Genomic DNA, 26,915 nt, shown 5'->3' with positions numbered 1-26,915 from the left:
ATGACCATCGACATTAGCCAGTTCTTCCAGGTCTTCTTCGACGAAGCCGAGGAGCTGCTGGCTGAAATGGAACGGCTGCTGCTCGCGGTCGACGTGGACGCGCCGACCGAGGAAGACCTGAACGCGATCTTCCGCACCGCCCATTCGGTGAAGGGCGGCGCGGGCACGTTCGGGCTGACCGACATGACCGAAGTCACGCACGTGCTCGAGACCCTGCTGGACAAGATCCGCAAGGGCGAGATGGCGCTCACGCTCGATCACGTCGACGCCTTCCTGGCGGCCAAGGACGCGCTGAAGATGCAGCTCGACGGCCACCGGCTGGGCACGCCCGTTGACCAGGATGCCGTCGGCGACGTGCGCATGATGCTGCAACACCTGGCGCAGGACGTGCAGGTGGAAGCGATCGCCCACGTGGCTCCGGCGTTCCAGGGCGCGGCCGTGGACGAGGAGGCGATCGACCACAGCGGCGGGCGCCGCTGGCGGCTCGAGCTGCCGCCGATGGCGCATCGCGAGGTGACGGCGCTGGCGGCCGAGCTGGGCCTGCTGGCGCACGTGGTGGTCACGCCGATCGACGCGGAACGCAACGCGATGGTCGTGACCACGCACGAAAGCCTGGACGACATCGTGGCGATCTGCTCCTTCGTGCTGAACACGGAAGACATGAACATCGTCGAGCTGCCGCCGCTGACGGACGAGCAGGCCGCGGCCGAGCGTGCCGAGCGCAGCAAGGTCGAGGACGACCTGGGCTACGGCTTCTTCGAACCGTTGACTCCTGCCGAGACGATGGTCACGCAGGCGGGCGAAGGCTACGGCTTCTTCCAGCCTCTGGAAGAGATCCGCGCCAATGCCGAAACCGGCGCCGACGACGCGCGCGGCTACGGCTTCTTCCAGCCCGTCGAGCAGATTCGCGCGGCGGCCGGCATCAAGGATACGCCGGCCACGGAGTCCGTCGCGGAAGAAAAGAAGGCGCTGAAGAAGGAAGTGGAAAAGGCCGCCGTGGCGCACGGCCAGGGTGCCGAATCGTCGTCGATCCGCGTCTCGATCGAGAAGGTTGACCAGCTGATCAACCTGGTCGGCGAGCTGGTGATCACGCAGGCCATGATCGAGCAGCGCGCCGAGGTGCTGGACCCGATGCTGCACGAAAAGCTGCTGGCTTCCGTCAGCCAGCTGACGCGCAATACGCGCGACCTTCAGGAAGCGGTGATGTCGATCCGCATGATGCCGATGGACTTCGTGTTCTCGCGCTTCCCGCGCATGGTGCGCGACCTGGCCCACAAGCTGGGCAAGAAGGTCGACTTCATCACGAACGGCGCGGCGACGGAGCTGGACAAGGGCCTGATCGAGCGCATCGTCGATCCGCTGACGCACCTGGTGCGCAACAGCATCGACCACGGCATCGAAATGCCGGAGGTGCGGCGCGCGGCCGGCAAGGCCGACGCGGGCAGGCTGTTCCTGTCGGCCTCGCACCAGGGCGGCAACATCATCATCGAGGTATCCGACGACGGCGGCGGCCTGAATCGCGAGCGCATCCTGGCCAAGGCGAAGCAGAACGGCTTGCCGGTGTCGGACACGATGCCCGACGCCGACGTGTGGCAGCTGATTTTCGCGCCGGGCTTCTCGACGGCCGAGCAGGTGACCGACGTGTCCGGCCGCGGCGTGGGCATGGATGTCGTCAAGCGCAACATCACGGCGATGGGCGGCACCGTCGACATCCGCTCGGCCAAGGGCTTCGGCACCACGATCTCGATCTCGCTGCCGCTGACCCTGGCGATCCTGGACGGCATGTCGATCCGGGTGGGCGAGGAAGTCTACATCCTGCCGCTGGGCTTCGTGGTGGAGTCGCTGCAGCCCACGGAAAAGGATGTGCGCGAGATTTCCGGCAAGGGCCGCGTGGTCAAGGTGCGCGGCGAATACCTGCCGTTGATCCCGCTGTACCAGATGTTCGGCATCGCCCCGCGCTTTGCCGAACCGTGGGAAGGGATCCTCGTGATCCTGGAAACGGAAGGCAAGCGCGCCTGCCTGTTCGTCGACGAACTGGTCGGCCAGCAGCAGGTGGTGGTGAAGAACCTGGAATCGAATTACCGCAAGGTTGCCGGCATCTCCGGGGCGACGATCCTTGGCGATGGCGGGGTCGCGCTGATTCTCGACGTGGCGGCGCTGATCCGTTCGTCGCGCCAGCTGGTGGGCGAAACCACGCTGAGTACGCTGGGCTGAGCCCGGACGGATTGACTATCAATTTTGGAAAGCAAAGGAAACAACATGGCAGACGCAAACCAGAATGCCGACATCGCGGGCCACGAATTCCTGGCCTTCACGTTGGGCAAGGAAGAATACGGCATCGACATCCTGAAGGTGCAGGAAATCCGCGGCTACGAAGCGGTGACCCGCATCGCCAACGCGCCGGAGTTCATCAAGGGCGTGATCAACCTGCGCGGCATCATCATCCCGGTGGTGGACATGCGCATCAAGTTCCGCCTCGGCGAACCCGTGTACGACCAGTTCACGGTGGTGATCATCCTGAACATCGGCGGGCGCGTGGTGGGCATGGTGGTCGACAGCGTGTCCGACGTGACCACGCTGGAGCCGGAGCAGATCAAGCCATCGCCGGAAATGGGCACCGTGTTCTCTTCCGAATACATGATCGGCCTGGGTACCGTCGGTGAACGCATGCTGATCCTGATGGACATCGACAAGCTGATGTCGAGCCCGGAGATGGGGCTCATGGACAAGACGGCCGCGTAAGCGGAGCAGCACAGAACATTGGCGGACAGCGCCCCGCAAGAGGGCGCGCGTGGATACATCGAGAGATTGGATTGAACATGAGTGTACGGGATTACAAGATCGGCACGCGTCTCGGCATCGGTTTCGGCATCATCCTGCTGATACTGGTCGCCCTGGTGCTGACGGCTAACGGGCTGAACCACCGCAACAAGTCGCAGCTGAACGAGGGGCTGGAGCTGACCAGCGCGAAGAACCGCGAAGCGGCCGCGATGAAGAGCGCGATGCTGGAATCGGGCATCGCCATGCGCAATATCGGCCTGCAGTCCGATGTGGAGCTGATGCAGAAGGAAGAGGGCAAGGTCAAGTCGCACCACGCCCGCTTCGAGGAAGCGCGCGCCCGCCTGGAAAAGCTGGGCCTGGACGACGCCGAGAAGAAGGTGCTGGCCGAACTGGCCACGCTGGACAAGGAGGTGGGCGTGGCCTTCAACGACGCGATGGCGCAAGTGATGGCCTTCAATGCCGAGGGCGCGATCAAGATCATTTCCGGCCGCATCGACCCATTGAATACCCGTACGCTGGAAGCCCTGAACCGCCTCGTCGACATGCAGCACACCGCCATGAAGACGTTCCAGCAAACCTCGGTGGAAGCGGACAACCGCGTGCTGATGCTCACGCTGGTGCTGGGCGCGCTGGGCGTGACCGTGGGCGTGGTGTGCGCGATCTTCACGACGCGTTCGATCACGGTGCCGCTGGCGGGCGCCGTCGAAGTGGCGCAGCGCGTCGCCGCCGGCGAGCTGACCTCGCGCGTGGTCGTCGAGGGCAAGGATGAAACGAGCGAGTTGCTGCAGGCGCTGAAGGACATGAACGACAGCCTGGTGAAGACCGTGGGCCAGGTGCGCAGCGGCACCGAGACCATCGCGCTGGCCTCGCGGGAAATTGCAACGGGCAATGCCGACCTGTCGGCGCGCACCGAAACCCAGGCCAATTCGCTGGGCGAAACGGCCAGCTCGATGGGCACGCTGACGTCGACCGTGAAGCAGAACGCCGACAACGCACGCCAGGCGAACCAGTTGGCCGTCTCGGCATCCTCGGTGGCCGAAAAGGGCGGCGTGGTGGTCTCGCAGGTGGTCGACACGATGGGTTCGATCAAGGCCAGCTCCTCGAAGATCGTCGACATCATCGGCGTCATCGACGGCATCGCGTTCCAGACCAACATCCTGGCGCTGAACGCCGCGGTGGAAGCGGCGCGTGCCGGCGAGCAGGGCCGCGGCTTCGCGGTGGTTGCTTCCGAGGTGCGCAGCCTGGCGCAGCGTTCGGCCGGCGCCGCCAAGGAAATCAAGGCGCTGATCGACGATTCCGTGACCAAGGTCGATGCCGGCGGCAAGCTGGTCGACGAGGCCGGCCAGACGATGGAACTGATCGTGACGTCGATCCGCCAGGTGGCCGACATCATGGGCGAAATCACCGCTGCCACGCAGGAACAGAGCCAGGGTATCGAGGAAGTGAACGTGGCGATCGCGCAGATGGACGACATGACGCAGCAGAACGCCGCCCTGGTGGAAGAGGCCGCGGCGGCCGCCGAAAGCATGCAGGACCAGGCGCAGCGCCTGGCCGAGGCGGTGGCGATCTTCAAGCTCGGCAACGAAGCCGCGGCGGCGGCACTGGCCGCCCCGGTCGCGGCCAAGCCGGTGGCGAAGGCGCCGGTGGCGAAAACGCCGGTTCGCGCGGTGGCGATGACACCGCCGGCCGCAAAGAAGCCCGCCCCGGCGTCGGCTGACGACGGCTGGGAAGAGTTCTGAACCGCGGGGAGCGATGATGTCCAGGGAAACCGTCAAGGAGTTCGACTTCAACGGCCGCGACTTCGAGCGCGTGCGGGGGCTGATCTACAAGCGGGCCGGCATTTCGCTGGCCGATAGCAAGCAGGAGATGGTCTACAGCCGCCTGGCGCGCCGCCTGCGCGCCACCGGCATCACGTCGTTCGCCAGGTACCTGGACGACCTGGAAGCGGGCCGCATGCCGAACGAGTGGGAATCGTTTACCAACGCGCTGACGACGAACCTCACGTCGTTCTTCCGCGAGGCACACCATTTCCCGCTGCTGGCCGACCACGTGAAGAAGCACAAGGGCGAGACCCTGAACATCTGGTGCTCGGCCAGTTCGACCGGCGAGGAGCCGTATTCGATCGCGATCACCGTGTGCGAGGCACTGGGCACATTGAGCCCGCCGGTGCACATCATCGCGACCGATATCGACACGAACGTGCTGGCCACGGCGGCCAACGGCATCTATCCGATCGAGCGCATCGAAAAACTCAGCGCCGAGCAGCAGCGCCGCTTCTTCCTGAAAGGGAAGGGCGACAAGGCGGGCATGGTGCGGGCGCGTCCCGAACTGCGCCAGCTGATCACGTACCGGCAACTGAACCTGCTGGAGGACAAGTGGGATATCCGCGGCCCGTTCGACGTGATCTTCTGCCGCAACGTGATGATCTATTTCGACAAGGCCACGCAGCGCAAGATCCTGTCGCGCTTCGTGCCGCTGATGAAGCCCGACGCGCTGCTGTTCGCCGGGCATTCCGAGAATTTCCTGTACGTGTCCGACGCGCTGAAGCTGCGCGGCAAGACCGTCTACGAGCTCGACAACTCCGCACGCGCGCTTGCGAACCAGCGCGCATAACTACGCGAACGCCCCTTCGGTTGCAAGCGTCAGCGAAAGCCATACGATGGACAAAGAACACATCGCCACCAACGTCTACTTCGACCGCACCTTCGATTGCGAAGCGGCGAAGATACTGCCGGGCGAGTACTACTTCACGCACAAGGACATGCTGATCGTGACGGTGCTGGGCTCGTGCGTGTCGGCCTGCATCCGCGACCGCGTGTCCGGCCTGGGCGGCATGAACCATTTCATGCTGCCCGATGGCGGCGCGGAGGCGAACAGCCCCGTGTCGGCGTCCGCCCGCTACGGCACCTACGCGATGGAAATCCTGATCAACAGCCTCCTGAAGGCGGGCGCGCGCCGCGACAACCTGGAAGCGAAGGTGTTCGGCGGCGGCGCAGTGCTCAAGGGCTTCACCGCGATGAACGTGGGCGAGCGCAATGCGGCGTTCGTCCAGACTTTCCTGCGCAACGAGCGCATTCGCATCGTGGCCGAGGACTTGAACGATGTCTATCCGCGCAAGGTGTACTTCTTCCCGCGCACGGGCAAGGTGCTCGTGAAGAAGCTGATGCAGTCGCATAACGACACGTTGGCCAAGCGCGAAATCGAATACGCAAGCCGCCTGAAGGTACAGCCTGTGGCCGGCGAAATCGAACTGTTCTGACAAGGCATTTTGTTGAGGGGACTATGAAGATCAAGGTGGTGGTTGTCGACGACTCGGCGCTGATCCGCAGCGTGATGACCGAAATTATCAACAGCCAGCCGGACATGGAAGTGGTGGGCACGGCGCCCGACCCGCTGGTGGCGCGCGAACTGATCAAGCAAACCAATCCGCACGTGCTGACCCTGGACGTGGAAATGCCGAAGATGGACGGCCTGGATTTCCTTGAAAAGCTGATGCGGCTGCGGCCGATGCCGGTGGTGATGGTGTCCTCCCTGACCGAGCGCGGTTCCGAGATCACGATGCGCGCGCTGGAACTGGGCGCCGTCGACTTCGTGCAGAAGCCGAAGATCTCGATCCAGACGGGGATGCGCGAGTATGCCGACCTGATCGCGGACAAGATCCGCGCGGCGGCCAAGGCCCGTATCCGCGCCCGCACGCTGCCCCAAGCGGGCGCCGAAGGGCACGCACCCCTGCCACAATTACGCAATCCGCTGATGTCGTCCGAAAAACTGATCATCGTCGGTGCGTCCACCGGCGGTACCGAGGCGATCCGGGAATTCCTGATGCAGATGCCGTCCGACTGCCCGGGGATCCTGATCACGCAGCACATGCCGGAAGGGTTTACACGCTCGTTCGCCAAGCGCCTGGATTCGCTGTGCAAGATTTCGGTGCAGGAGGCGCAAGGCAACGAGCGCGTGCTGCCGGGCCATGCGTATATCGCGCCCGGCCATTCGCACTTGCTGCTGGCGCGTTCCGGCGCGAACTACATGACGAAGCTCGACCAGGGCGAACCCGTCAATCGCCACCGGCCGTCGGTCGATGTGCTGTTCCGCTCCGCGGCCCAGCACGCCGGCAAGAACGCGGTGGGGGTGATCCTGACCGGCATGGGCAAGGACGGCGCGGCGGGCATGCTGGAGATGAAGGCGGCCGGGGCGTATAATTTTGCTCAGGATGAGGCCAGTTGCGTCGTCTTCGGCATGCCGCGCGAGGCGATCGCCGTGGGCGCTACCCACGAGGTGGGGGCGTTGCAGGCGCTGCCGGGCATGGTGCTGGGTTATCTGGCGCAACACGGGATGCGCGCATTGCGCGTGTAGCGAACAGTACGACGTGCGTTCGAAGGTGCATACTGCACCAAAGTGGCGTGAACATCGGTGTGGCATTGGCGTGATAGATACGGATATCGTGTTTTCGCATGCATTTACGGGGAGTTTCATTCCCTCGAGGCAACTTAAATGCTATCCTTCAATTTGCTGGTGGCGCGACCCAACCCCGACACTAATATTTGATAACCGCGTAGAGAAACAACGGAGCAATTCATGGCTGATCCAAAGATGAAATTTTTGGTTGTAGACGACTTCTCGACGATGCGCCGCATCGTCCGGAATCTGTTGAAAGAACTGGGTTATGCCAATGTCGACGAAGCCGAGGACGGCGTGATGGCCCTGGCCAAGCTGCGTTCGGAACAGTTCGACTTCGTCGTGTCCGACTGGAACATGCCGAACATGGATGGCCTGACCATGCTGCAGAACATCCGCGCCGATCCCGCGCTGGCCAAGCTGCCGGTGCTGATGGTGACCGCCGAGGCGAAGAAGGAAAACATCATCGCGGCGGCCCAGGCCGGCGCCAACGGCTACGTCGTCAAGCCTTTCACGGCGGCCACGCTGGACGAGAAGCTGAATAAGATCTTCGAAAAGCTCGGAGCCTGATTTATGGTTGAGCAAGCCGGCATCGCCGCCGCGGGCAGCGTGGATTCTCATGAGGAGTTCCTGGCGCGCATCGGGCACATGACCCGTGCGCTGCACGAGAACCTGCGCGGCCTGGGCCTCGACAAATTGATCGAAAAGGCGGCCGAGGATATCCCGGACGCCCGCGATCGCCTCGATTACGTGGCGCGCCTCTCCGAAGACGCGGCGCAGAAGGTGCTCAACGCCACGGACGAAGCCGGCCCGCTGCAGGACCGCATCTGCAGCGACGCGAAAGAGCTGTCCGGCGCCTGGCAGGCACTGCTGGACGGCCAGGGCACGAGCAACGCCGACTGGCGCGCGCTCGCGCAGCGCACGATCGCCACGCTGGGTGCGACCACCGATGCCACCAGCGCCACCAAGTCCCACCTGATGGACATCATGATGGCCCAGGACTTCCAGGACCTGACGGGCCAGGTGATCAAGCGCGTCACCGGTATCGCGCAAAACCTCGAGCAGCAGCTCGTGCAGACGCTGATCGACTTCGCTCCCGAGCAGTTGAAGAAGGAAATCGACAACGGCCTGTTGAACGGGCCGCAGATCGACAAGTCGAAAGAGGGCATCGTGGCCGACCAGAGCCAGGTCGACGACCTGCTCGACAGCCTCGGTTTCTGATCCAGGCGGGCCGCGCGGCCCGCTTGCTGCTGCCTTCCGCTCCCCGCCGCCTCCATACCCATGCACCAGACGCATTTCCTCGTCCGCGAGCCGCTGCTCGACCCGCAGCAGCGCGTGGTCGGCTACGAACTGGCGTGGCAGAACGACCCGAGCGTGGTGCCCCTGCTTTCCGAACTGGAAGACCTGGTCGGCTTCGTGGCTTCCCACGTCAACGATCCCGGGCGCGGCTGGCTGCTGCGCGACAAGACGCTGTTCCTGCAGGCCGTTCCCGGCATGCTGTCGACCGATGCGCTGCACGACCTGCCGCCGCGGCATACGGTGCTGTCGATCCGCACGGCCGAGCTGGCCAATCCCGACACGCTGGCCGCCGTGCGCGCACTGCGCGCCGGCGACGTTGGCATCCTGCTGCGCAACTGCGACCTGGCCCGCGTGGGCAATCGCCTGCCGATGATCGCATCGTACGTGGAGGTGCGCTTTACCGGCGGCGACGTGGCCGCGCAGGCGCGCGCCTATGCGGCGCTGAAGCAGTCGTCGGTGCGCATGGTCGGCCGCCCGGTGGCGACCTGGGAAGACTTCGACGCCTGCGCCGCGCTCGGCATCGACGCCTTCGTGGGCAAGCTGCACCTGACGCCCCGGCCGGGGCCGGACGTGAAGGGCCTGAACCCGGCGCAGACGGTGATCCTGCAGCTGATGCAGATGGTGCAGGCCAATGCCGACGTGGCGAAGATCGAAAGCGTGTTGAAGCGCGACGCCGCGCTGTCCTACAAGCTGCTCCGCTACATCAACTCGGCCGGCTTCGGCGCCGGCCGCGAGATCCAGTCATTGAAGCAAGCCATCACGCTGCTGGGCTACCAGCCGCTGTACCGCTGGCTTACGCTGCTGCTGGCCACCGCCAGCACGAGCGGCTACTCGCCGGTGCTGCTGGAAACGGCCGTGGTGCGCGGCCGGCTGGCCGAATTGCTGGGCACCGCCGCTCTTGGCCGCGCCGACGCCGAGAACGTCTTCGTGGCCGGCATGTTCTCGCTGCTGGACCGGCTGCTGGGCATACCGATGAAGGATGTGCTGGAAACGGTGCCGCTGTCCGCGGAAATCGTGACCGCACTGCTGGAGCGGGGCGGGCGCTTTGGTCCCTACCTGGCGCTGGCCGAAGCGTGTGAACTGAACTCGCACCTGGTCGGCTCCCTGGCCGCGTCGCTGCAACTGACGCCGGAAGAGGTCAACAAGGCGCACCTTTCGGCGCTGGCATGGACGCAGAATGTGACGGGGTGAGGTCCTGAGTGTCTGACCGTTGGCGCCAGAGTTTGGTGTCGCACACCATTTCGGGCACGGCCCGAAATGGTGTGCGACACCGGTTTTCTTACGGGCTGGCTACGGTATGGGAAAACCGGTGTCGCACACCATTTCCTGCGGAAATGATGTCCGACACCAGTTGCTTCGTCGCCTGCGGATGCTTCAGATTTCGAGGTTATCGATCAACCGCGTCGTCCCCAGCTTCGCCGCCGCGAGCACGACCAGTGGCTCGCCCTGCGCGAGATCGCCGGCATTGGGCGGTTGCAGATCGACCCGCTTGCGGATGCTGATGTAATCGGGTTTCCACCCCCGCGCCGCCAGGTCGTCCATCGCCTTGTGCTCGAGCTGGAACACATCCAGGTGCCCGGCGCGCATTTCGTTGGCGACGAAGTTCAGCGCCTGGAACAGCGCCGGCGCTTCGGCCCGCTCGGCCGCGGACAGGTACATATTGCGGGACGACAGCGCCAGGCCGTCGTCGGCGCGGAACGTCTCGGCGCCGATGATCTGCGTGGGCAGCGCGAACTGGCGCGCCATGTTCCGCACGATCATCAATTGCTGGTAATCCTTCTTGCCGAACACGGCCACCTTCGGCTGCACGCAGGAAAACAGCTTCGTCACCACCGTGCACACGCCGTTGAAGAAGCCCGGGCGGAATTCGCCTTCCAGGATATTGCCGAGGCCATCCGGGGGCTGCACACGGTATTCCTGCGGTTCCGGGTACATATCCTTCTCGGTCGGCGCGAACAGCACATAGACGCCTTCCTTTTCCAGCTTTTCCACGTCCGCCTGGAACGTGCGCGGGTACTTGTCGAAGTCCTCGTTCGGGCCGAACTGCAGGCGGTTCACGAAGATGGAGGCGACGACGGGGTCGCCATGCTTGCGCGCCAGCCGCATCAGCGACAGGTGGCCTTCGTGCAGGTTGCCCATCGTGGGCACGAACGCGGTGCGCAACTGGCCCGAGAGCTGGTCGCGCAATTCTTCGATGGAGGAAATGATTTTCATAATGTTCTTCTTGAGTGGAGCAAGGCCGTGGTGGGCCTTATTCTAGGGAAGCGCTGATTTATTCATGGCGGCGATCTTGGCCCTGAAAAACGCGCCCAGCTGCGTCACAAATGGCCCGCCATACCTTAGTATGACAGGCCATTTGCGTCTTGCTGGACACGTTTTTCAGGACCAATCTCATCCACCAGCAATAAATCAGCGCTTCCCTAGGCCGGTGAATAGGCCAGGCGCACATAAATGGGCGCGAACGGTTCGGCCTGGGTAATTTCGATCAGCGTTTCCTTCGCCAGTTCCAGCATGGCGACGAAATTCACGACGAGCACGGGCACGCCGCCAGCCGGCTCGAACAGGTCGGCGAATTCCACGAAGCGCTGCGATTGCAGGCGGCGCAGGATGATCGTCATGTGCTCGCGCACCGACAGTTCCTCGCGCGTGATGCGGTGATGCTGTTTCAGCTTGGCCCGTTTCATCAGGTCGCGCCAGGCCCCTTGCAGGTCCGCCGCGCTGACCTCGGGCCACACGGGCACGAGGCTTTGCTCGATATAAATCTGCGTGCGCACGAAGTCGCGGTCCACCTGGGGCAGGGCATTCAGGTCGTAGGCGGCCAGCTTGATCTGCTCGTACTCGAGCAGGCGGCGCACCAGTTCGGCACGGGGGTCTTCGGCCTCGAGCTCGATATCGTGCGGCCGCTGCGGCAGCAGCATGCGCGACTTGATTTCTATGAGCATGGCGGCCATCAGCAGGTACTCAGCGGCCAGTTCCAAATTCGACAGGCGGATCTGCTCCACGTACTGCAGGTATTGCAGCGTGACCTGGGCCATCGGAATGTCGAGGATATTGAAATTCTGGCGGCGGATCAGGTAAAGCAGCAGGTCGAGCGGACCTTCGAACGCTTCGAGGAAGATTTCCAGAGCGTCGGGGGGGATGTACAGGTCGTTCGGCAGCTTCAGCAGGGGCTCGCCATACAGGCGTGCCAAAGCGGCGCCGTCGGCGTCCGCCGCGGCGCTGTCAGGCGCCGGTGTCGCCCCGGTGGGGGCAACCGGCATATCCGCGGTGGCGACGTCGGATGCCCCGGTCGAGGCATCGTCGGCGTCGCCTGCCGCGTCCTGTGGCAGCATCCGTGCCTTCCGTGAAAGTTACAGCTTGGTCTGGTAAACGTAAGGCTGTTGTGCAATGCGGGATGCGCGCTGGCGGGCTTGCTCGTCCAGCGTCGTCGGGGACTTGTCCCACAGCAGGGCGCGGCCTGCCTGCTGGCCTGCCTCGATCTGCGGATTCTTCTCTTTCAGACCCTTGATGAACTGGGTGTGCTCGGACTCGTACATGCGGTGTTGTTTGAACAGGAGTTTCATATCGTGAAAGAAAGGTGGAAACCAGCGCGTATTCTACCGCGCTGCGGCATGCTCAAGGGAATTTCTCCACCTTTCCACGGCTGAGTTCTGGCGTCTCTGCAACGCCTTGTCCGATCGGTTATTCTTTCCTGCAATGAATTCACGACTGACACTCCATACCGCGTTTCTGCTCACCCTCGCGCCGATGCTATGGGCGGGCAATGCCATTGTCGGCCGGCTCGTCCACGACCTGGTGCCGCCGATGACGCTGAACTTCCTGCGCTGGCTGCTTGCGCTGTTGATCCTGCTGCCGCTGGCCGGGCCGGTTTTCCGCCGCGGCAGCAGCCTGTGGCCGCACTGGAAACGCTTCGCGGTATTGGGCCTGCTCGGCGTGGGCATGTACAACGCGCTGCAATACCTGGCGCTGCAGAGCAGCACGCCGATCAATGTCACGCTCGTGGCGGCCGGCATGCCGGTGTGGATGATGGCGACGGGCTGGCTGTTTTTCGGCGCCGCCGTCACCCGGCGGCAAATGATCGGCGCCGTATTGTCGATCGGCGGCGTATTGGTCGTGCTGGCGCGCGGCGAATGGAATCATTTGCTGGAATTGCGCCTCGTTGCCGGCGATTTATTCATGATCCTGGCAACAATTGCGTGGTCGCTGTATAGCTGGCTGTTGACGCGCACGGCCGAGCCGTCCTCGCTGCGTGCCGATTGGGCGGCATTCCTGGGTGCGCAAGTCGGATTCGGCGTGCTGTGGTCCGGCGCATTTGCGGCCGGCGAATGGGCGCTGCTCCATCCGGCAATCCACTGGAACGGCACGCTGATGGCCGCGCTGGTTTATGTCGCCATCGGCCCGGCCATTATCGCTTTCCGCTGCTGGGGTGCAGGCGTACAACAGGCAGGGCCAGCCATTGCCGCGTTCTTCAGTAACCTGACGCCGCTGTTCGCCGCGCTATTATCCTCGGCATTCCTCGGCGAGCCGCCGCATGTTTATCATGGCATCGCATTCCTGTTAATCGTGGGCGGCATCGTCGTTTCCTCACGGCGCCCGGCATGAGTGCGCCGGCCGCATTGCAAAGCTGTTATGTTGGCGCCGTCCCCCTGATGCCGGAGGCAATATGCGCAAACTGCTTGCCGCCATTGTCGCGGCCGGATTCCTGTTAACGGCATGCGAGCAATCCGCACCGCCGAAACCGCCAAAACCCATCACGCAGCATACCCAATAGCCGGCTTTGCCGGTTTTTATGTCCTCCCGACTGTGTTGTAAAAAATCGGGGACTGTCCCCGTTTTTTTACAACGTTTCCCCGAGCACATCGAAAACGGCGCTTTTGCAGGGCTCTTATGCCGGATTTCGGTGCGAACACGCCAAGTTCTGGCACGAAATGGCGAAAAGTCGGACGGGGCTGTGTCGCTTGTACAACGCTCAGCGCAGGGTGCGGCGCATTACGAGCGGGGCGGGTTCGAGAGGATTGGCGTGCGAATACTCGAGCTCTTCGGCCAGTTCGAAGGCGAAGGCCGAATAAAAGTCGACCAGTTTCGGCTGGTCGCTGCGCACGGCAAGCCGCAATTCGCCGATGCCGCTGTCGCGGCCGTGGTGAATCACGGCTTCCAGCAAATGCTGGGACAGGTTATTGCCGCGATACTCGGGCAATACTCCCATCCGCAGTATTTCCCAGCAACCGGGTTCGGTATCGTGCGGCAACCAGCGCACGGAACCGATCGGCTCGTTTTCGTTCAATAAAATAAAACCGCCGCCCTGGCGCAGATGTTCTGCGACGAGGACGGCGGTTTCTCGATGGCCGCTGGAAGTGACGCTGACTTTACCGGCCCACGCATTGCGCGTGAGGCCGGCGATTATCGGTGCGTCTTCATCAGCGGCGGTCCGGACGACGAATTTCATCGGTGACCAAAGATCCTTTAACGGATACGCATGCCCGGCTCGGCGCCCGGCCATGGATTGAGAATATAGATGCCCGGATTGGCTTTCTCGTCCGCGGCGGACGCGGCCAATACCATGCCTTCTGACACGCCGAATTTCATCTTGCGTGGCGCCAGGTTTGCCACCAGTACCGTCAATTTACCGACGAGGTCCTGCGGCTGGTACATCGACTTGATGCCGGAGAAGACATTGCGGTGGCGGCCTTCGCCCACGTCCAATGTCAGGCGCAGCAATTTATCGGACCCTTCCACATGTTCGCAATTGACGATCTTCGCGATGCGCAGATCGATTTTCACGAAATCGTCGATCTTGATTTCCGGTGCCAATTCCTCGATGCCCGTGGCCGGCGCGTCGATGACCGTGGCCGTGCCGGCGGGCGCGGCCGCCGCGGCGGCCGGCGCTGCCGCCGGCTTCGGCGCATCGAACAGCTCGTCGATCATCTTCGCGTCGACGCGCGTCATCAGGTGGCTGTAGGCGCCGATAGTGCGGCCCAGCATCGCCGATGATGCCGCTTCCACGCCCGTGTCGGCCCAGGTCAGGCGCTCGTCGTTCAGGAAGGTCTTCACGTTGGCGGCCACGCCCGGCAGCACCGGCGACAGCAGAATCGTCAACTGGCGGAACAGGATCAGCGCCGTCGTGCACACCTCGTGCAGTTCGGCCAGCTTCGTCTCATCCTTGGCAAGCACCCACGGCTTGTTCTCGTCCACGTACTGGTTCGTCACGTCGGCGATTTCCATGATTTCGCGCAGCGCCTTGCCGAACTCGCGGTTCTCGTAGTTCAGCCCGATGGAGTCGGCGCGCACATGGCCCTCGGCATTCGTCAGTGCCCGCCTGATCCAGTCCAGCGACGTGGACGACAGCGAGCTTGCCAGCTTGCCATCGAATTTCTTGGCGATGAATCCGGCGCAGCGGCTGGCGATGTTGACGTATTTGCCGATCAGGTCGGAATTGACGCGGGCAACGAAATCCTCGCCCGTGAAATCGAGGTCCTCCACCTTCGAGTTCAGCTTGAAGGCGATGTAATAGCGCAGCCATTCCGGGTTCATGCCCAGGTTCAAGTAACGCAGCGGCGAAATGCCGGTGCCCCGCGATTTGGACATCTTTTCATTGTTCACGGTCAGGTGGCCGTGCACGTTCACCTTCAGCTTGTCGATCACCGGGTGGTCGGCAAATTTCAGCATCGCCGGCCAGAACAGCAGGTGGAACGACACGATATCCTTGCCGATGAAGTGGATCTGCTCGGTGGCCGGATCGCGCAGGAAGGCGTCGTAGTCGATGCCTTGCTTGCCGAAGTAATTCTTCAGCGAAGCCAGGTAGCCCACCGGCGCGTCGAGCCACACATAGAAGAACTTGCCCGGCGCATCGGGAATCGGGATGCCGAAATACGGCGCGTCGCGGGAAATATCCCAGTCGGCCAGCTTCTCGCCCGCCTCACCCAGCCATTCCGATACCTTGTTGACCATTTCCGGCTGCAGGCGGCCCGGCGTGTTCAGCCAGTCGCGCAGGAATTCGAAGCAGCGCGGGTCGGACAGCTTGAAGAAATACTGTTCGGAAGGCTTCAGCACCGGCGTTGCATTCGTAAACACGGAATACGGATTCACCAGGTCCGTCGGCTGGTAGGCGGCGCCGCATACCTCGCAATTGTCGCCATACTGGTCCTTGGCGCCGCATTTCGGGCATTCGCCCTTGATATTGCGGTCGGCCAGGAACATGCCTTTCACGGGGTCGAAGAAGCGGTCGACGGTTTTCGTCTGGATCAGGCCATTGTCGCGCAGCTTGCGGTAAATGCCCTGCGACAGCTCGACGTTTTCCGGCGAATCGGTCGAATACCAGTTGTCGAAGGCGATGTGGAAACCGTCCAGGTATTGCGCGCGGCCGGCGGCGATCTTGGCCACGAATTCTTGCGGGGTGATGCCTTCCTTCTCGGCGGCGATCATGATCGGCGTGCCGTGCGTATCGTCCGCGCCCACGAAATGCACTTCGCGCGCTGCGCCGTTATCGCTCTGCATGCGCTGGAAACGAACCCAGATGTCGGCCTGGATGTATTCCATCATGTGGCCGATATGGAAAGCGGCGTTTGCGTAGGGCAGGGCGGTGGTGACGAACAGCTTGCGAGTCATGGTCAGCGCTTGGTCAGTTAGATAAAAGAACCATTTTACCAGCCCCGCCGCGCTAGTGCGATTGGATGCGCCAGGCCGATTTGCGCTAGACTGCCGCTTCAATCACGGAGATTTACATGAGCATCACAGTCGAAGACGTCAAGGCAGCCCTGTCCAAGGTGGTCGATCCCAACACCACGAAGGATTTCATCGCCACCAAATCGGTCCGCAACCTCAAGGTCGACAACGGGTCCATTGCGCTGGATATCGAGCTGGGTTATCCGGCCAAAAGCCAGATCGAGCCGATCCGCGCCAGTGTGCTGGCAGCCCTGCAGGCATTCGGCCTGCCGGTCAACCTGAACGTCTACAGCAAGATCATTGCCCACACGGTGCAGCGCGGCCTGAAGCCCCTACCCAATGTGAAGAACATCATCGCCGTCGCTTCCGGCAAGGGCGGCGTGGGCAAGTCCACCACCGCCGTGAACCTGGCGCTCGCGCTGGCCGCCGAAGGCGCCACGGTCGGCGTGCTCGACGCGGACATCTACGGCCCCTCGCAGCCCATGATGCTGGGCGTCTCGGGTCGTCCCATCACGAAGGATGGCAAGTCGATGGAGCCGATGGAAAACCACGGCGTGCAGGTGTCCTCGATCGGCTTCCTGATCGATCCGGACGAGCCGATGGTCTGGCGCGGCCCGATGGTCACCCAGGCGCTGCAGCAGCTGCTGGACCAGACCAACTGGCGCGACCTGGACTACCTCGTCATCGACATGCCGCCGGGCACCGGCGACATCCAGCTGACGCTGTCGCAGAAAGTGCCGGTGACGGGGGCGGTGATCGTCACGACCCCGCAGGACATCGCGCTGCTGGACGCGCGCAAGGGCCTGAAGATGTTCGAGAAGGTCGGCATCCCCATCCTCGGCGTGGTGGAGAACATGAGCACGCACATCTGCTCGAACTGCGGCCATGTCGAGGAAGTGTTCGGCGCCGGCGGCGGCGAGAAGATGACGCAGGACTTCAAGGTCGATTTTCTGGGCAAGCTGCCGTTGAAGATGTCGATCCGCGAGCAGGCCGATTCCGGCACGCCGACCGTGGTCGCCGAGCCGGATGGTCCGGTGGCCGCGATCTACAAGGAGATCGCGCGCAAGGTGGCGATCCGCGTGGCCGAAAAAGCCAAGGACATGAGCAGCAAGTTCCCCACCATCGTCGTCAAGAACGACTGATGCGCGCCCTGGTCCTCGCCGCGCTGATCGCCGCCCCGGCATGGGCGCAGCAGGGGCCGTGGCAGGCGCAGGCCAGCGGCACGGACGTGGAATTGCGCGGCCTGTCCGTCGTCAGTCCCACGGTGGCGTGGGCGAGCGGCGCCAAGGGCACGGTGTTGCGCACGGTCGATGGCAAGACGTGGACCGTGCTGGCGGTACCGGGCGCGGAAAAGCTCGATTTCCGCGACATCCACGCTGTCGACGCCGACACGGCGATCGCGATGAGCGCCGGCCCCGGCGCCGCTTCGCGCGTCTACAGAACGCATGACGCCGGCGCCACCTGGCAGCTTGCCATCACCAACCCCGACCCGCGCGGTTTCTGGGATGCACTCGCGTTCTGGGATGCGCGCCGCGGCATCCTGTTCGGCGACCCGGTCGACGGCCGCTTCCAGGTGCGCGTGACGAACGATGGCGGCGCCACCTGGCAGGCCATCAGCGCTGAAGGCTTGGCCGCGCTGCCGGACGAAGGCGCCTTCGCGGCAAGCGGCACCTGCCTCACGGTGGCCGGCGACGGCGACGCCTGGTTCGCCACCGGCGGCGCGCAAACGCCGCGCGTATTCCACTCCAGGGATGGCGGCCGCACGTGGCAAGCCCCGGCGGTGCCGCTTGCCGCCGGCGCACCGGCACGCGGCCTGTTCTCCGTGGGCTTTCGCGATGGGCGCACAGGCATCGCCGCTGGCGGAGATTACAAGGAAACGAAGCTGGCGGGCGCGAACGGCGCCCGCACCGACGACGGCGGCGCGAGCTGGACGCCCGTGCAGCTGTTGCCGGCCGGCTATATGTCGGTGGTGGTGCCGGTACGCGGCGCGCCGGACGCGTTCGTGGCGGCGGGCCTGGCCGGTTCCGGCTATTCTGTCGATACGGGCAAGACCTGGCGGCCGCTCGATGCCACGCCCGTCAACACGGTCGGCTTCGCGTCGCCCGCGGCCGGCTGGGCCGTGGGGCCGAAAGGGCTCGTGATGAAATACGCGGGAGTGCCGCTGAACCAATGAGTTCGTGAGGAGGGACCGATGAAACGCCTGCTGATGGCGGCCGCGCTGGCCGCACCTTCGATCGCGATGGCCCAGCCGGCATCGGCACAGCCATCGTCCACGCAGCCGTCCGCAGTGTCCTTCGTCGAACCAAAGGATGGCGCCACCGTCAGGAGCCCGTTCGCCGTGAAGCTCGACATCGTCGGCAAGGAAGTCACGAAGGCCGGCGCGGACGTGCCGAACGCCGGGCACTACGTCTTGATCGTCAACGGCGACCCCGTGGCCAAGGGGCAGGTCGTGCCCGCCGATGCGATGCACCTGCACTGGAAGAACGGCCAGGCCGAAGACAAGGTGCGGCTCCCCACCGGCACCTATCGGCTGACCGCGCAATTCGTCAACGGCGACCGCGAATCCTATGGCCCGGCACTGAGCCGGACCGTCACCGTCATCGTCAAATAGGCCACGACTTCCGGGCCTGCTTCGAGGCCGCTACTTCGCCTTCTCGAAGGCCGTATCCAGGCCCGGTGCCGTGAGCCGGCCGCGATCGTTGGTGGCGGCGAAGCGCAGTTCGGCTTCCATCGAGGTCACGAAATAACTGCCGTCCGGAGCGGCGTACAGCGGTTCCGCGGCGCCGTCGCGCAATGCGACCGTCAGGCTATCGCCGTTGCGGGCGACGGTGAAGTCGCCCAGGCCATCGATCACGTACTTGCCGGGCAGGGCATTCAAGGCGGCGGCAGGCACCGCTGTGGCGGCGCGCACCCTGGCGCGCTGTGTCGGCCAGTTGTAGGCGCTGGCCACCGCGCGCACCAGTTCACCGGCAAGTTCGCCGCCCCGGTCGCCGTTGGTCATCACCGCCACGCCGTCCCCCCGTTCGGTATAGGCGACCAGCATGTTCTGGTAGCCGGCATTGGCGCCGCCGTGGTTGAACGATTGCGCCTGGCCGCTGCCCTCGATCCGCCAGCCCAGCGCGAAGTTGTCCAGCACTGGCGCGAGCATCAGCTGCGTCATCGATTGCGACAGCACCTTGTTCGACTGTCCGCCGGCCGACAGCTTCACTTCGATCGCCAGCCTGGCCAGGTCCGACGGGGTGGACCACAGGCCCGCGGCCGCCAGTTCGGGATAGGTATGCGGCCCGCCGGGAATCGGCTTGCCGTCGGCGCCGTGGGGCAGGGCCGCGCGCGCCAGCAGCGCCGGCGGCAGCGGCTGGGCGAACGTGCTGTCGTTCATCCCCAGCGGCTTCAACACGGTATCCTGTACCAGCTGCGCGAAGTCCTGCTTCGTGCGTTCGCCGATCACGTACTGGATGACTTCATAGCCGCCGCCCGAATAGCGCCACTTCGCACCGGGCTTGGTGGCCACGTGCACGCCGCGCGAATTGGAAGGGGCCGCGCCGTTCAGCAACTGGACCAGGGTCGGCACCTTCGCGCCCGCCGCATAGCCGGGGAAGCCGTGCACCGTGGTGCCGGCCGTGTGCGACAGCAGCTGGCGCAGCGTCACGGGCGAATTGTCGACATTGTTCGGCAGCTTCCACCAGTTCGTGTAGGTGTTCACGTTCGTGTCGAGGCCCAACAGGCCGTTCTCCACCAGTTTGAGCGTCGCCACCGCCGTCACCGGCTTGCTGATCGAGCCGGCCTGGAACAGCGTGGCCGGGGTGACCGCGGCGCCGCCCGGCGTCACCACGCCATAGCCCTTGGCCCACTCGATCGCGCCCGCATGGATCACGGCAATGCTGGCGCCCGGCACGCCCAGGCGGGCCATCTCGTCGGCCAGGCGGCGCTTGACCGGCGGTGCGCCGGCGATCGTCACGGCCGGCTGCAGGCCGGATTCGACGGCGGCGATGCGGGCGGCAAGGCCCGGATCGTCCGCCGCCAGCGCGGGTAGCGTGCAAAGGAAGGCGGGCAGCAGCAGGGGCAGGGCGGTTCGGTGGTTCAAGGGTGGGCTCCGGCAGTCTAGGTACGTCCGAGTATAAGTCAGATGCGGGTTAAAATAGCCCCTTTATCCCTATTGCATCAGACCGAAATGACCACTGCACCGACTTCCCCCGTCCGCACCCGGTTCGCCCCGAGCCCGACCGGCTTCCTCCACCTGGGCGGCGCCCGCACGGCCCTGTATTCGTGGGCCTATGCGCGCCACTTCGGCGGCACCTTCGTGCTGCGCATCGAGGATACCGACCTGGAGCGCTCCACGCCCGAAGCCGTGCAGGCGATCATCGACGGCATGCAGTGGCTGGGCCTGGACCATGACGAAGGCCCGTTCTACCAGATGCAGCGGATGGACCGCTACCGCGAAGTGATCGCACAGATGCTCGCGGCAGGCACCGCCTACCACTGCTACTGCATGCCCGAAGAAGTCGAAGCGATGCGCGAGCGCTTCCGCGCCGCCGGCGAAAAGCCCCGCTACGACGGCACCTGGCGCCCGGAAGAGGGCAAGACGTTGCCGGCCATCCCGGAAGGCCGCAAGCCGGTGGTGCGCTTCAAGAATCCGCTCGAGGGCGACGTGACGTGGAACGACGTGGTGAAGGGCCCGATCACGATCTCGAACCGCGAGCTGGACGACCTGATCATCGCCCGCACCGACGGCACGCCTACCTATAACTTCTGCGTGGCGGTGGACGACTGGGACATGCGCATCACCCACGTGCTGCGCGGCGACGACCACGTGAACAACACACCCCGCCAGATCAACATCCTGCGCGCGATCGGCGCGCAGCTGCCGGAGTACGGCCACCTGCCGATGATCCTCGGCTCGGACGGCCAGAAGCTCTCCAAGCGCCACGGTGCGGTCAGCGTGATGGAATACCCGGCCCAGGGCTACCTGCCGGAGGCGATGCTGAACTACCTGGCGCGCCTGGGCTGGAGCCACGGCGACGACGAAGTGTTCTCGATGGAGCAGTTCTGCGCATGGTTCAACCTGGAGCACCTGACCGCGTCGCCGGCCCAGTTCAATAATGAAAAGCTGGCGTGGCTGAACAACCACTGGATCAAGCAGGCCGACAATGCGCGCCTGGCGGAGCTGGCGAAACCGCGCATGCTGGAGGCGGGCGCCGTGTTCGAGGGCGCACAAGGTCTCGCACCTGAGCTCCCGACCGTGCTGGCCCTGCTGAAGGAGCGCACCAATACCGTCAACGAACTGGCCGACGCGGCCATGCTGTTCTACCGCGAGCCGCAGCCGGATGCGGCGCTGATGACGCAGCATTTCACCGATGCCGTGAAGCCGGCGCTGGCGCTGTTCGCCGAGCGCATCAAGACGGTCGAATGGACCAAGGAAGCCATCGCCGCGATGATCAAGGAAGTGTTGGCCGCCAACGGCCTGAAGATGCCGCAACTGGCGATGCCGCTGCGCCTGATCGTGACCGGCCAGTTGCAAACCCCGGCGATCGATGCCGTGCTGCAGTTGTTCGGGCGCGACGTCGTGCTGGCCCGCGTGGGAAAGTATCTCTGAGAATCTTTCGTCTGGGTATTTGCATTTTCTCAGGTGGCTGCTATACTTCTGTCTCTTCGCAAACGGGGGTATAGCTCAGCTGGGAGAGCGCTTGCATGGCATGCAAGAGGTCAGCGGTTCGATCCCGCTTACCTCCACCAGTTTGGCGAAGAAGTTGTAGTACGGAAGTTCCGAGGTCCCCATCGTCTAGAGGCCTAGGACATCACCCTTTCACGGTGAGTACCGGGGTTCGAATCCCCGTGGGGACGCCAGGTTGTAGTTGAAGTTTGTTGCGAAGTATGTTGTCGAGTTTGTTGTGATTGCCGCGGCAAGTAGTCAATGCCAGTCGCGGCAGTGGTAACAAAGGTCGCGTAAGCGGCTTTTATTTTGTCTGTGCCAGTGGGGGTATAGCTCAGCTGGGAGAGCGCTTGCATGGCATGCAAGAGGTCAGCGGTTCGATCCCGCTTACCTCCACCAAACGGCGCGGATGAGATAAGCAGTAGTTGCAGCAGTCCAGGGTCCCCATCGTCTAGAGGCCTAGGACATCACCCTTTCACGGTGAGTACCGGGGTTCGAATCCCCGTGGGGACGCCAGCAGTCGCTGGCAAGCAGTAAAGCAGTGGCAGTACATTGTCTGTACCAGAGGGGGTATAGCTCAGCTGGGAGAGCGCTTGCATGGCATGCAAGAGGTCAGCGGTTCGATCCCGCTTACCTCCACCACCGGGCAGACAACTAGCAGTACGGAAGTTCCAAGGTCCCCATCGTCTAGAGGCCTAGGACATCACCCTTTCACGGTGAGTACCGGGGTTCGAATCCCCGTGGGGACGCCAAGGCAGTACGCCAGCACAGTGATGAAGCCGCCATGAGCGGCTTTTTTGTTGTCCGCGCCCGGCGTGAAGTTCCCCTTCCTTTGCAAAATTCTCTCCTTGTCCCCGAGCGGTTCCGACCTACACTCAAGTCATTCCTCGTGAATGCATTGGGGAGGCGCAAATGGAACATCATCCGTTGGGTTCGCTTAGGTCCCAAATGAGTTCCCAATTGGGAACGTATTTCCACGGCCTGCGCTTGCAATCGCACCGCTGGACCGCCCGTGAGCCGGACTGGGCAATCGGTGCGCTTTCCGGCTTCGGCGCCGGCGGCATCGTCATGCTGGTGGAACTGGCCTACGCGGCCGCCATGAGCGGCGATCCGTGGCGCGTGCCGCGGCTGGTGGCGGCGCTGGCTCTCGGCTCGCCCGTCCTGCAAGTGGGCGGCTACAGCCTCCAAGTGCTCATTGCCGCGCTTGCTGTGCACTACCTGCTGGGCACTTTCTTCGGCCTCGTGCTGGCCGCGCTCATGGCGCCGTTCCGGCTCGATTCGAGCGTGGTCATGGCGGTCCTGTCGGGCGCCGTGTTCGGCGTGCTGCTTTACCTGTTCAATTTCTACGTGATCACGAGCGTGCTGCCGTGGTTCGCCGAAATGCGGGGATGGGTCACCGTGCTGGGCCACGTCGAATTCGGCGTGATGGCGGGCCTGATCTACCGGATGCTGGAACGGCGGCGCTGAGGCGGCCATGGCCACCGCGCTGGCAGGGGTGCTGGTGCTGATCGCCGTGGGCGCGGTGGTGTTCCACTTCGCCAGCCCGTGGCAGCAGTTGCCGATCGCGTCGAACTGGCACGCGATGGACGACGCGCTGTGGCTGACCTTCGCGATCACCGGCGTGGCCTTCGTGGTGCTGCACCTGTTCGTTGCATACGCGCTGGTGCGCTACCGGCACCGCGCGGGCCATCGGGCCTCGGCCGAGCATGGCAATCGCAAGCTCGAGTGGTGGCTGATCGGCATCACGACGGCCGGCATCATCGGCTTGCTGGCGCCGGGGCTCACCGTGTATGCGCGACTGATCGACCCGCCGGCGAGCGCGCAGGTGTTCGAGGTAATGGGCCAGCAATGGCAATGGCATTACCGCTTGCCGGGCAGGGACGGCAAGCTGGGCAGGGCAGACACGCGCTTCATCACGGCCGCCAACCCATTCGGCATCGACCCGCAGGACGCGTATGGGCAGGATGACGTGCTGGTGCAGGGCCAGGAATTGCACCTGCCCGTCAACCGTCCCGCGCTGGCGCAGTTGCGCGCGCAGGACGTGCTGCATGACTTCTACGTGCCGCAATTTCGCACGCGGATGAACATGGTGCCCGGCATGACCGCCCATTTCTGGTTCACGCCCGAGCGCATTGGGCGCTACGAAGTGATGTGCGCGCAGCTGTGCGGCGTGGGGCACGCGAACATGCGCAGCTGGGTCGTGATCGACGAGCCGGCCGCCTATGCCGCGTGGCATGCCAGGCAGCCCACGTTCGCCGGCGGCGGCACGTCGGGCGCACCCGGCGGCCCGGCCGAGCCCGGCAAGCTGGGGCAGTTGCTGGCGCAGCAGAAGGGGTGCATGGCCTGCCACAGCATCGACGGCAGCCGCGGCGTGGGGCCATCGTGGAAGGGGCTGTACGGCAGCAGCGAGGCGCTCGAGGGCGGCGGCACGGCGAAGGTGGACGAAGCGTATCTGCGGCAGGCCATCAACGCGCCGCAGGCGAGCATCGTGCGGGGCTATCCGCCGGTGATGCCGCCCGCCGGGCTGACCGACACGGAGCTGGCGGCGGTGGTGGAATACATCAAGACGGTGCGCTGAGCGCCGCCGACCGAACATTGAACGGTGCCGCGGAGGCATGATGTCCGACGAGATCGACGAGAAGAGGGAAGCCGCCGGGCCGGGCGCTCCCGGCGCGCCGCGTGAGGGCGCGCATGACGCACATGCACCGGCCAGCTTCTGGACCCGCTATGTGTGGAGCCAGGATCACAAGGTGATCGCGATCCAGTACACGATGACCGCCCTGGTGGTGGGCGTGATCGGCATCGTGCTGTCCGACCTGATGCGCCTGCAGCTGGGCTTTCCCGGCAAGTTCGAGTTCATCGACCCCACCAGCTATTACCAGTACATCACCATGCACGGCATGATCATGGTGATCTACCTGCTGACGGCGATCTTCCTGGGCGGCTTCGGCAATTACCTGATTCCCCTGATGGTCGGCGCGCGCGACATGGTGTTCCCCTACCTGAACATGCTGAGCTTCTGGTTCTACCTGCTCGCCGTCGCGATCCTGTGCGCCAGTTTCTTCGTGCCGGGCGGCCCCACGGGCGCGGGCTGGACGCTGTATCCGCCGCAGGCCATCCTGCCAGGCACGCCCGGCGTCGAGGCAGGCATCGTCGTCATGCTCGTCTCGCTGCTCGTGTTCATCGTCGCCGCCACGATGGGCGGCCTGAATTACGTGACGACGATCCTGCAGGCGCGCACGCGCGGCATGACGCTGATGCGCATGCCGCTTACCGTGTGGGGCATCTTCATCGCCACCATCCTGGCGCTGCTGGCGTTCCCGGCGCTGTTCGTGTCCGGCGTGATGATGTTGCTCGACCGCGTGCTGGGCACCAGCTTCTTCATGCCGGCGATCGTGTCGATGGGCCAGCCGCTGAACTACAGCGGCGGCAGCCCGCTGCTGTTCCAGCACCTGTTCTGGTTCTTCGGGCACCCCGAGGTCTACATCGTGGCGCTGCCCGCGTTCGGCATCATCTCCGACCTGATCAGCGTGCACGCCCGCAAGTGCATCTTCGGCTATCGCATGATGGTCTGGGCGATCGTCATCATCGGCGCGCTGTCGTTCGTCGTGTGGGCGCACCACATGTATGTGTCCGGGATGCACCCGTGGTTCGGCTTCTTCTTCGCCATCACCACGCTCGTGATCGCGGTGCCTACAGCGCTGAAGGTCTACAACTGGACGCTCACCCTGTGGCGCGGCGACATCCACCTGACGGCGCCGATGCTGTTCGCGCTGGGCTTCATCAGCACCTTCCTCATCGGCGGGCTGACCGGCCTGTTCCTCGGCAATGTCAGCGTGGACATTCCCCTGTCGAACACCTATTTCGTCGTCGCCCACTTCCACATGGTGATGGGCGTGTCGCCCGTGCTGGCCGTGTTCGGCGGCATCTACCACTGGTACCCGAAGGTGACCGGGCGCATGTACCACGAAGGCCTGGCGCAGCTGCATTTCTGGATCACGTTCCTCGGTGCCTACGCGATCTTCTTCCCGATGCATTACCTGGGCTTGCTCGGCATGCCGCGCCGCTACTATGCCTACGACAACTACAACTTCATCCCGCCTTCGGCACAGTCGCTGAACGCGTTCATCACGGTGGCGGCGCTCGTCGTCGGCATCGCGCAGTTGCTGTTCCTGTTTAACCTGGCCTGGAGTGCGCGGCGCGGGCGGCCGGCCGGTGCCAATCCCTGGCGCGCCGCCAGCCTGGAATGGCAAACGCCGCAGACGCCACCGGTCCACGGCAACTGGGGGCCGCAACTGCCCGTGGTGTATCGCGGCCCGTACGGGTATGGCCGGGATGGCCCGGAAGGGGATTACCTGCCGCAGAACGTGGGGCCGGAGGCAGGGCCTGATGACGACGAACACGCGGGCGGCCGCGCGCTGCCGGGCGCCCCTGGTCCGGTCGAAGGAGGGCTACGAACATGAAGCTGCGCAAGTGGTTGTCCAGCGATTTCCGCTCGGGCTTCGTGCCGGATGGTTACTGGCCCGGTTCCGGACCGGCACCCTACAACACCCGGGAAGTGGGCCTGTGGGCTTTCATCGGCGTCGTGTGCACGCTGTTCGCGCTGTTTGGCGCCGCCTACCTGATGCGCATCACCTACGAGGACTGGCGCGTGCTGCCGCCGGTGCCGTGGCAGCTGTGGCTGTCGACGGGATTGCTGGTGGCCGGCGACGCCGCGTGGCTGATGGCCGCGCGGGCCGCGCGGCGGCAGCGCGAGTCGCGGGCCGGCCGGCTCGGCGTGCTCGCCTGGGTAATCTCGGCCGCGTTCGTCGGAAGCCAGTTATGGGCGTGGAGCACCATGTCGGCACAACAGCTCGACGTCACGGCCGGGCCGGCTGCCGCCTTCTTCTACATGCTGACGGGGCTGCACATCGTACACGTGGCCGGCGGCATGCTGGCGGCCGCCTGGGTGCTGGCGCGCTGGCGGGCCGACGAGGGCGCCCGGCTTGCCGAAGGCCTGGCGCTGTGCGCGCGTTATTGGCATGCCTTGCTGCTGCTGTGGCTGGCCGTGTTCGCCTTGCTGTTCTGGATGACGCCGAGCGTGGTGCGCGATATCTGCGCCGCGGTCGGCATCCCGGTACGTTGACGG

24 protein-coding genes and 6 tRNA genes are annotated in these 26,915 nt (G+C 64.4%); 24 read left to right on the top strand and 6 right to left on the bottom strand.

The window, feature by feature from the left end; translation table 11 throughout:
* The 9 genes from cheA to V6Z91_RS29080 all read left to right on the top strand — a co-directional run bounded on the left by cheA (position 1) and on the right by V6Z91_RS29080 (position 9,666).
* On the top strand, positions 1-2,214 hold the full coding sequence (gene cheA / locus V6Z91_RS29120; RefSeq protein ID WP_338764600.1) for a chemotaxis protein CheA: 2,214 nt from the start codon (positions 1-3) through the stop codon (positions 2,212-2,214).
* Positions 2,215-2,259: 45 nt separating this feature from the next.
* Complete coding sequence (locus tag V6Z91_RS29115) at positions 2,260-2,742, top strand: chemotaxis protein CheW (RefSeq protein ID WP_338764598.1); 483 nt, start codon at positions 2,260-2,262, stop codon at positions 2,740-2,742.
* 77 nt (positions 2,743-2,819) lie between these two features.
* Entirely contained in the window at positions 2,820-4,520 is a 1,701-nt protein-coding gene (locus V6Z91_RS29110) for a methyl-accepting chemotaxis protein (RefSeq protein ID WP_338764596.1), read from the top strand.
* Positions 4,521-4,533: 13 nt separating this feature from the next.
* The gene (locus tag V6Z91_RS29105) at positions 4,534-5,394 is read left to right on the top strand and encodes a CheR family methyltransferase (protein WP_338764594.1); all 861 of its coding nucleotides are present in this window, start codon (positions 4,534-4,536) and stop codon (positions 5,392-5,394) included.
* 46 nt (positions 5,395-5,440) lie between these two features.
* Positions 5,441-6,040, top strand: a complete 600-nt coding sequence (cheD, locus tag V6Z91_RS29100; protein ID WP_338764591.1) for a chemoreceptor glutamine deamidase CheD — start codon at positions 5,441-5,443, stop codon at positions 6,038-6,040.
* A 23-nt stretch (positions 6,041-6,063) separates the two neighbouring features.
* Positions 6,064-7,134: a chemotaxis response regulator protein-glutamate methylesterase gene (locus V6Z91_RS29095; RefSeq protein WP_338764588.1), complete on the top strand. Its 1,071-nt coding sequence runs from the start codon at positions 6,064-6,066 to the stop codon at positions 7,132-7,134.
* A gap of 222 nt (positions 7,135-7,356) precedes the next feature.
* Positions 7,357-7,746, top strand: coding sequence for a chemotaxis response regulator CheY (gene cheY / locus V6Z91_RS29090; RefSeq protein WP_131144818.1), 390 nt, complete (start codon positions 7,357-7,359; stop codon positions 7,744-7,746).
* A gap of 3 nt (positions 7,747-7,749) precedes the next feature.
* Complete coding sequence (gene cheZ / locus V6Z91_RS29085) at positions 7,750-8,397, top strand: protein phosphatase CheZ (protein ID WP_338764582.1); 648 nt, start codon at positions 7,750-7,752, stop codon at positions 8,395-8,397.
* A 60-nt stretch (positions 8,398-8,457) separates the two neighbouring features.
* Positions 8,458-9,666 carry an HDOD domain-containing protein gene (locus V6Z91_RS29080; RefSeq protein WP_338764579.1) on the top strand — a complete coding sequence of 403 codons (1,209 nt, stop codon included), beginning with the start codon at positions 8,458-8,460 and terminating at the stop codon, positions 9,664-9,666.
* A 183-nt stretch (positions 9,667-9,849) separates the two neighbouring features.
* Here V6Z91_RS29080 and panC read toward each other — a convergent pair whose 3' ends face one another.
* The 3 genes from panC to V6Z91_RS29065 all read right to left on the bottom strand — a co-directional run bounded on the left by panC (position 9,850) and on the right by V6Z91_RS29065 (position 12,038).
* The gene (gene panC / locus V6Z91_RS29075; protein WP_338764576.1) at positions 9,850-10,689 is read right to left on the bottom strand and encodes a pantoate--beta-alanine ligase; all 840 of its coding nucleotides are present in this window, start codon (positions 10,687-10,689) and stop codon (positions 9,850-9,852) included.
* Between the two features lie 206 nt (positions 10,690-10,895).
* Positions 10,896-11,735 carry a ScpA family protein gene (locus V6Z91_RS29070; protein WP_338772103.1) on the bottom strand — a complete coding sequence of 280 codons (840 nt, stop codon included), beginning with the start codon at positions 11,733-11,735 and terminating at the stop codon, positions 10,896-10,898.
* A gap of 90 nt (positions 11,736-11,825) precedes the next feature.
* Complete coding sequence (locus V6Z91_RS29065) at positions 11,826-12,038, bottom strand: DUF3460 family protein (RefSeq protein ID WP_338764573.1); 213 nt, start codon at positions 12,036-12,038, stop codon at positions 11,826-11,828.
* A gap of 133 nt (positions 12,039-12,171) precedes the next feature.
* Between V6Z91_RS29065 and V6Z91_RS29060 the strand changes: the two genes are divergently transcribed.
* Positions 12,172-13,077, top strand: a complete 906-nt coding sequence (locus V6Z91_RS29060; RefSeq protein WP_338772102.1) for a DMT family transporter — start codon at positions 12,172-12,174, stop codon at positions 13,075-13,077.
* 367 nt (positions 13,078-13,444) lie between these two features.
* On the opposite strand, the gene V6Z91_RS29055 is transcribed toward V6Z91_RS29060, so the two are convergent.
* Both V6Z91_RS29055 and metG read right to left on the bottom strand, forming a co-directional pair.
* Positions 13,445-13,921, bottom strand: coding sequence for a GNAT family N-acetyltransferase (locus V6Z91_RS29055; RefSeq protein ID WP_338764569.1), 477 nt, complete (start codon positions 13,919-13,921; stop codon positions 13,445-13,447).
* A 17-nt stretch (positions 13,922-13,938) separates the two neighbouring features.
* Positions 13,939-16,080 (bottom strand): methionine--tRNA ligase, encoded by a 2,142-nt coding sequence (metG, locus tag V6Z91_RS29050; protein WP_338764567.1) that lies wholly within the window; start codon positions 16,078-16,080, stop codon positions 13,939-13,941.
* Between the two features lie 116 nt (positions 16,081-16,196).
* Here metG and apbC point away from each other — a divergent pair, with 116 nt between their 5' ends.
* The 3 genes from apbC to V6Z91_RS29035 are packed head-to-tail and all read left to right on the top strand — an operon-like array spanning position 16,197 to position 18,748.
* Positions 16,197-17,279, top strand: coding sequence for an iron-sulfur cluster carrier protein ApbC (gene apbC, locus V6Z91_RS29045; RefSeq protein WP_338764564.1), 1,083 nt, complete (start codon positions 16,197-16,199; stop codon positions 17,277-17,279).
* Positions 17,279-18,310, top strand: a complete 1,032-nt coding sequence (locus tag V6Z91_RS29040; RefSeq protein WP_338764561.1) for a hypothetical protein — start codon at positions 17,279-17,281, stop codon at positions 18,308-18,310. Before apbC ends, V6Z91_RS29040 begins: the two co-directional genes overlap by 1 nt.
* Before the next feature lie 18 nt (positions 18,311-18,328).
* Positions 18,329-18,748, top strand: coding sequence for a DUF4399 domain-containing protein (locus tag V6Z91_RS29035; protein ID WP_338764558.1), 420 nt, complete (start codon positions 18,329-18,331; stop codon positions 18,746-18,748).
* Positions 18,749-18,778: 30 nt separating this feature from the next.
* On the opposite strand, the gene V6Z91_RS29030 is transcribed toward V6Z91_RS29035, so the two are convergent.
* A complete protein-coding gene (locus V6Z91_RS29030; protein ID WP_338764556.1) occupies positions 18,779-20,221 on the bottom strand; it encodes a serine hydrolase domain-containing protein in 1,443 nt (480 codons plus the stop codon).
* A gap of 87 nt (positions 20,222-20,308) precedes the next feature.
* Between V6Z91_RS29030 and gltX the strand changes: the two genes are divergently transcribed.
* The 11 genes from gltX to V6Z91_RS28975 all read left to right on the top strand — a co-directional run bounded on the left by gltX (position 20,309) and on the right by V6Z91_RS28975 (position 26,912).
* A complete protein-coding gene (gene gltX / locus V6Z91_RS29025) occupies positions 20,309-21,730 on the top strand; it encodes a glutamate--tRNA ligase (RefSeq protein WP_338764554.1) in 1,422 nt (473 codons plus the stop codon).
* A 64-nt stretch (positions 21,731-21,794) separates the two neighbouring features.
* A tRNA-Ala gene (locus tag V6Z91_RS29020) sits at positions 21,795-21,870 on the top strand.
* A gap of 35 nt (positions 21,871-21,905) precedes the next feature.
* Positions 21,906-21,981, top strand: a tRNA-Glu gene (locus V6Z91_RS29015).
* A 129-nt stretch (positions 21,982-22,110) separates the two neighbouring features.
* Positions 22,111-22,186 (top strand) — tRNA-Ala (locus V6Z91_RS29010).
* Between the two features lie 41 nt (positions 22,187-22,227).
* Positions 22,228-22,303 (top strand) — tRNA-Glu (locus V6Z91_RS29005).
* 50 nt (positions 22,304-22,353) lie between these two features.
* Positions 22,354-22,429 (top strand) — tRNA-Ala (locus tag V6Z91_RS29000).
* A 34-nt stretch (positions 22,430-22,463) separates the two neighbouring features.
* Positions 22,464-22,539, top strand: a tRNA-Glu gene (locus tag V6Z91_RS28995).
* Positions 22,540-22,735: 196 nt separating this feature from the next.
* On the top strand, positions 22,736-23,254 hold the full coding sequence (locus tag V6Z91_RS28990) for a hypothetical protein (protein ID WP_338764552.1): 519 nt from the start codon (positions 22,736-22,738) through the stop codon (positions 23,252-23,254).
* A gap of 7 nt (positions 23,255-23,261) precedes the next feature.
* On the top strand, positions 23,262-24,365 hold the full coding sequence (locus tag V6Z91_RS28985) for a cytochrome c oxidase subunit II (RefSeq protein WP_338764550.1): 1,104 nt from the start codon (positions 23,262-23,264) through the stop codon (positions 24,363-24,365).
* Between the two features lie 37 nt (positions 24,366-24,402).
* Positions 24,403-26,250 (top strand): cytochrome c oxidase subunit I, encoded by a 1,848-nt coding sequence (gene ctaD, locus V6Z91_RS28980; RefSeq protein ID WP_338764548.1) that lies wholly within the window; start codon positions 24,403-24,405, stop codon positions 26,248-26,250.
* Positions 26,247-26,912 (top strand): cytochrome c oxidase subunit 3, encoded by a 666-nt coding sequence (locus tag V6Z91_RS28975; protein ID WP_338764546.1) that lies wholly within the window; start codon positions 26,247-26,249, stop codon positions 26,910-26,912. The genes ctaD and V6Z91_RS28975 overlap by 4 nt, the downstream gene beginning before the upstream one ends.
* Positions 26,913-26,915: the final 3 nt, after the last annotated feature.

This window comes from Massilia sp. METH4 (genome assembly GCF_037094685.1).
In the GTDB taxonomy this organism is placed as follows: domain Bacteria; phylum Pseudomonadota; class Gammaproteobacteria; order Burkholderiales; family Burkholderiaceae_D; genus Rugamonas.
This window is presented reverse-complemented; position numbering and strand designations above follow the sequence as displayed.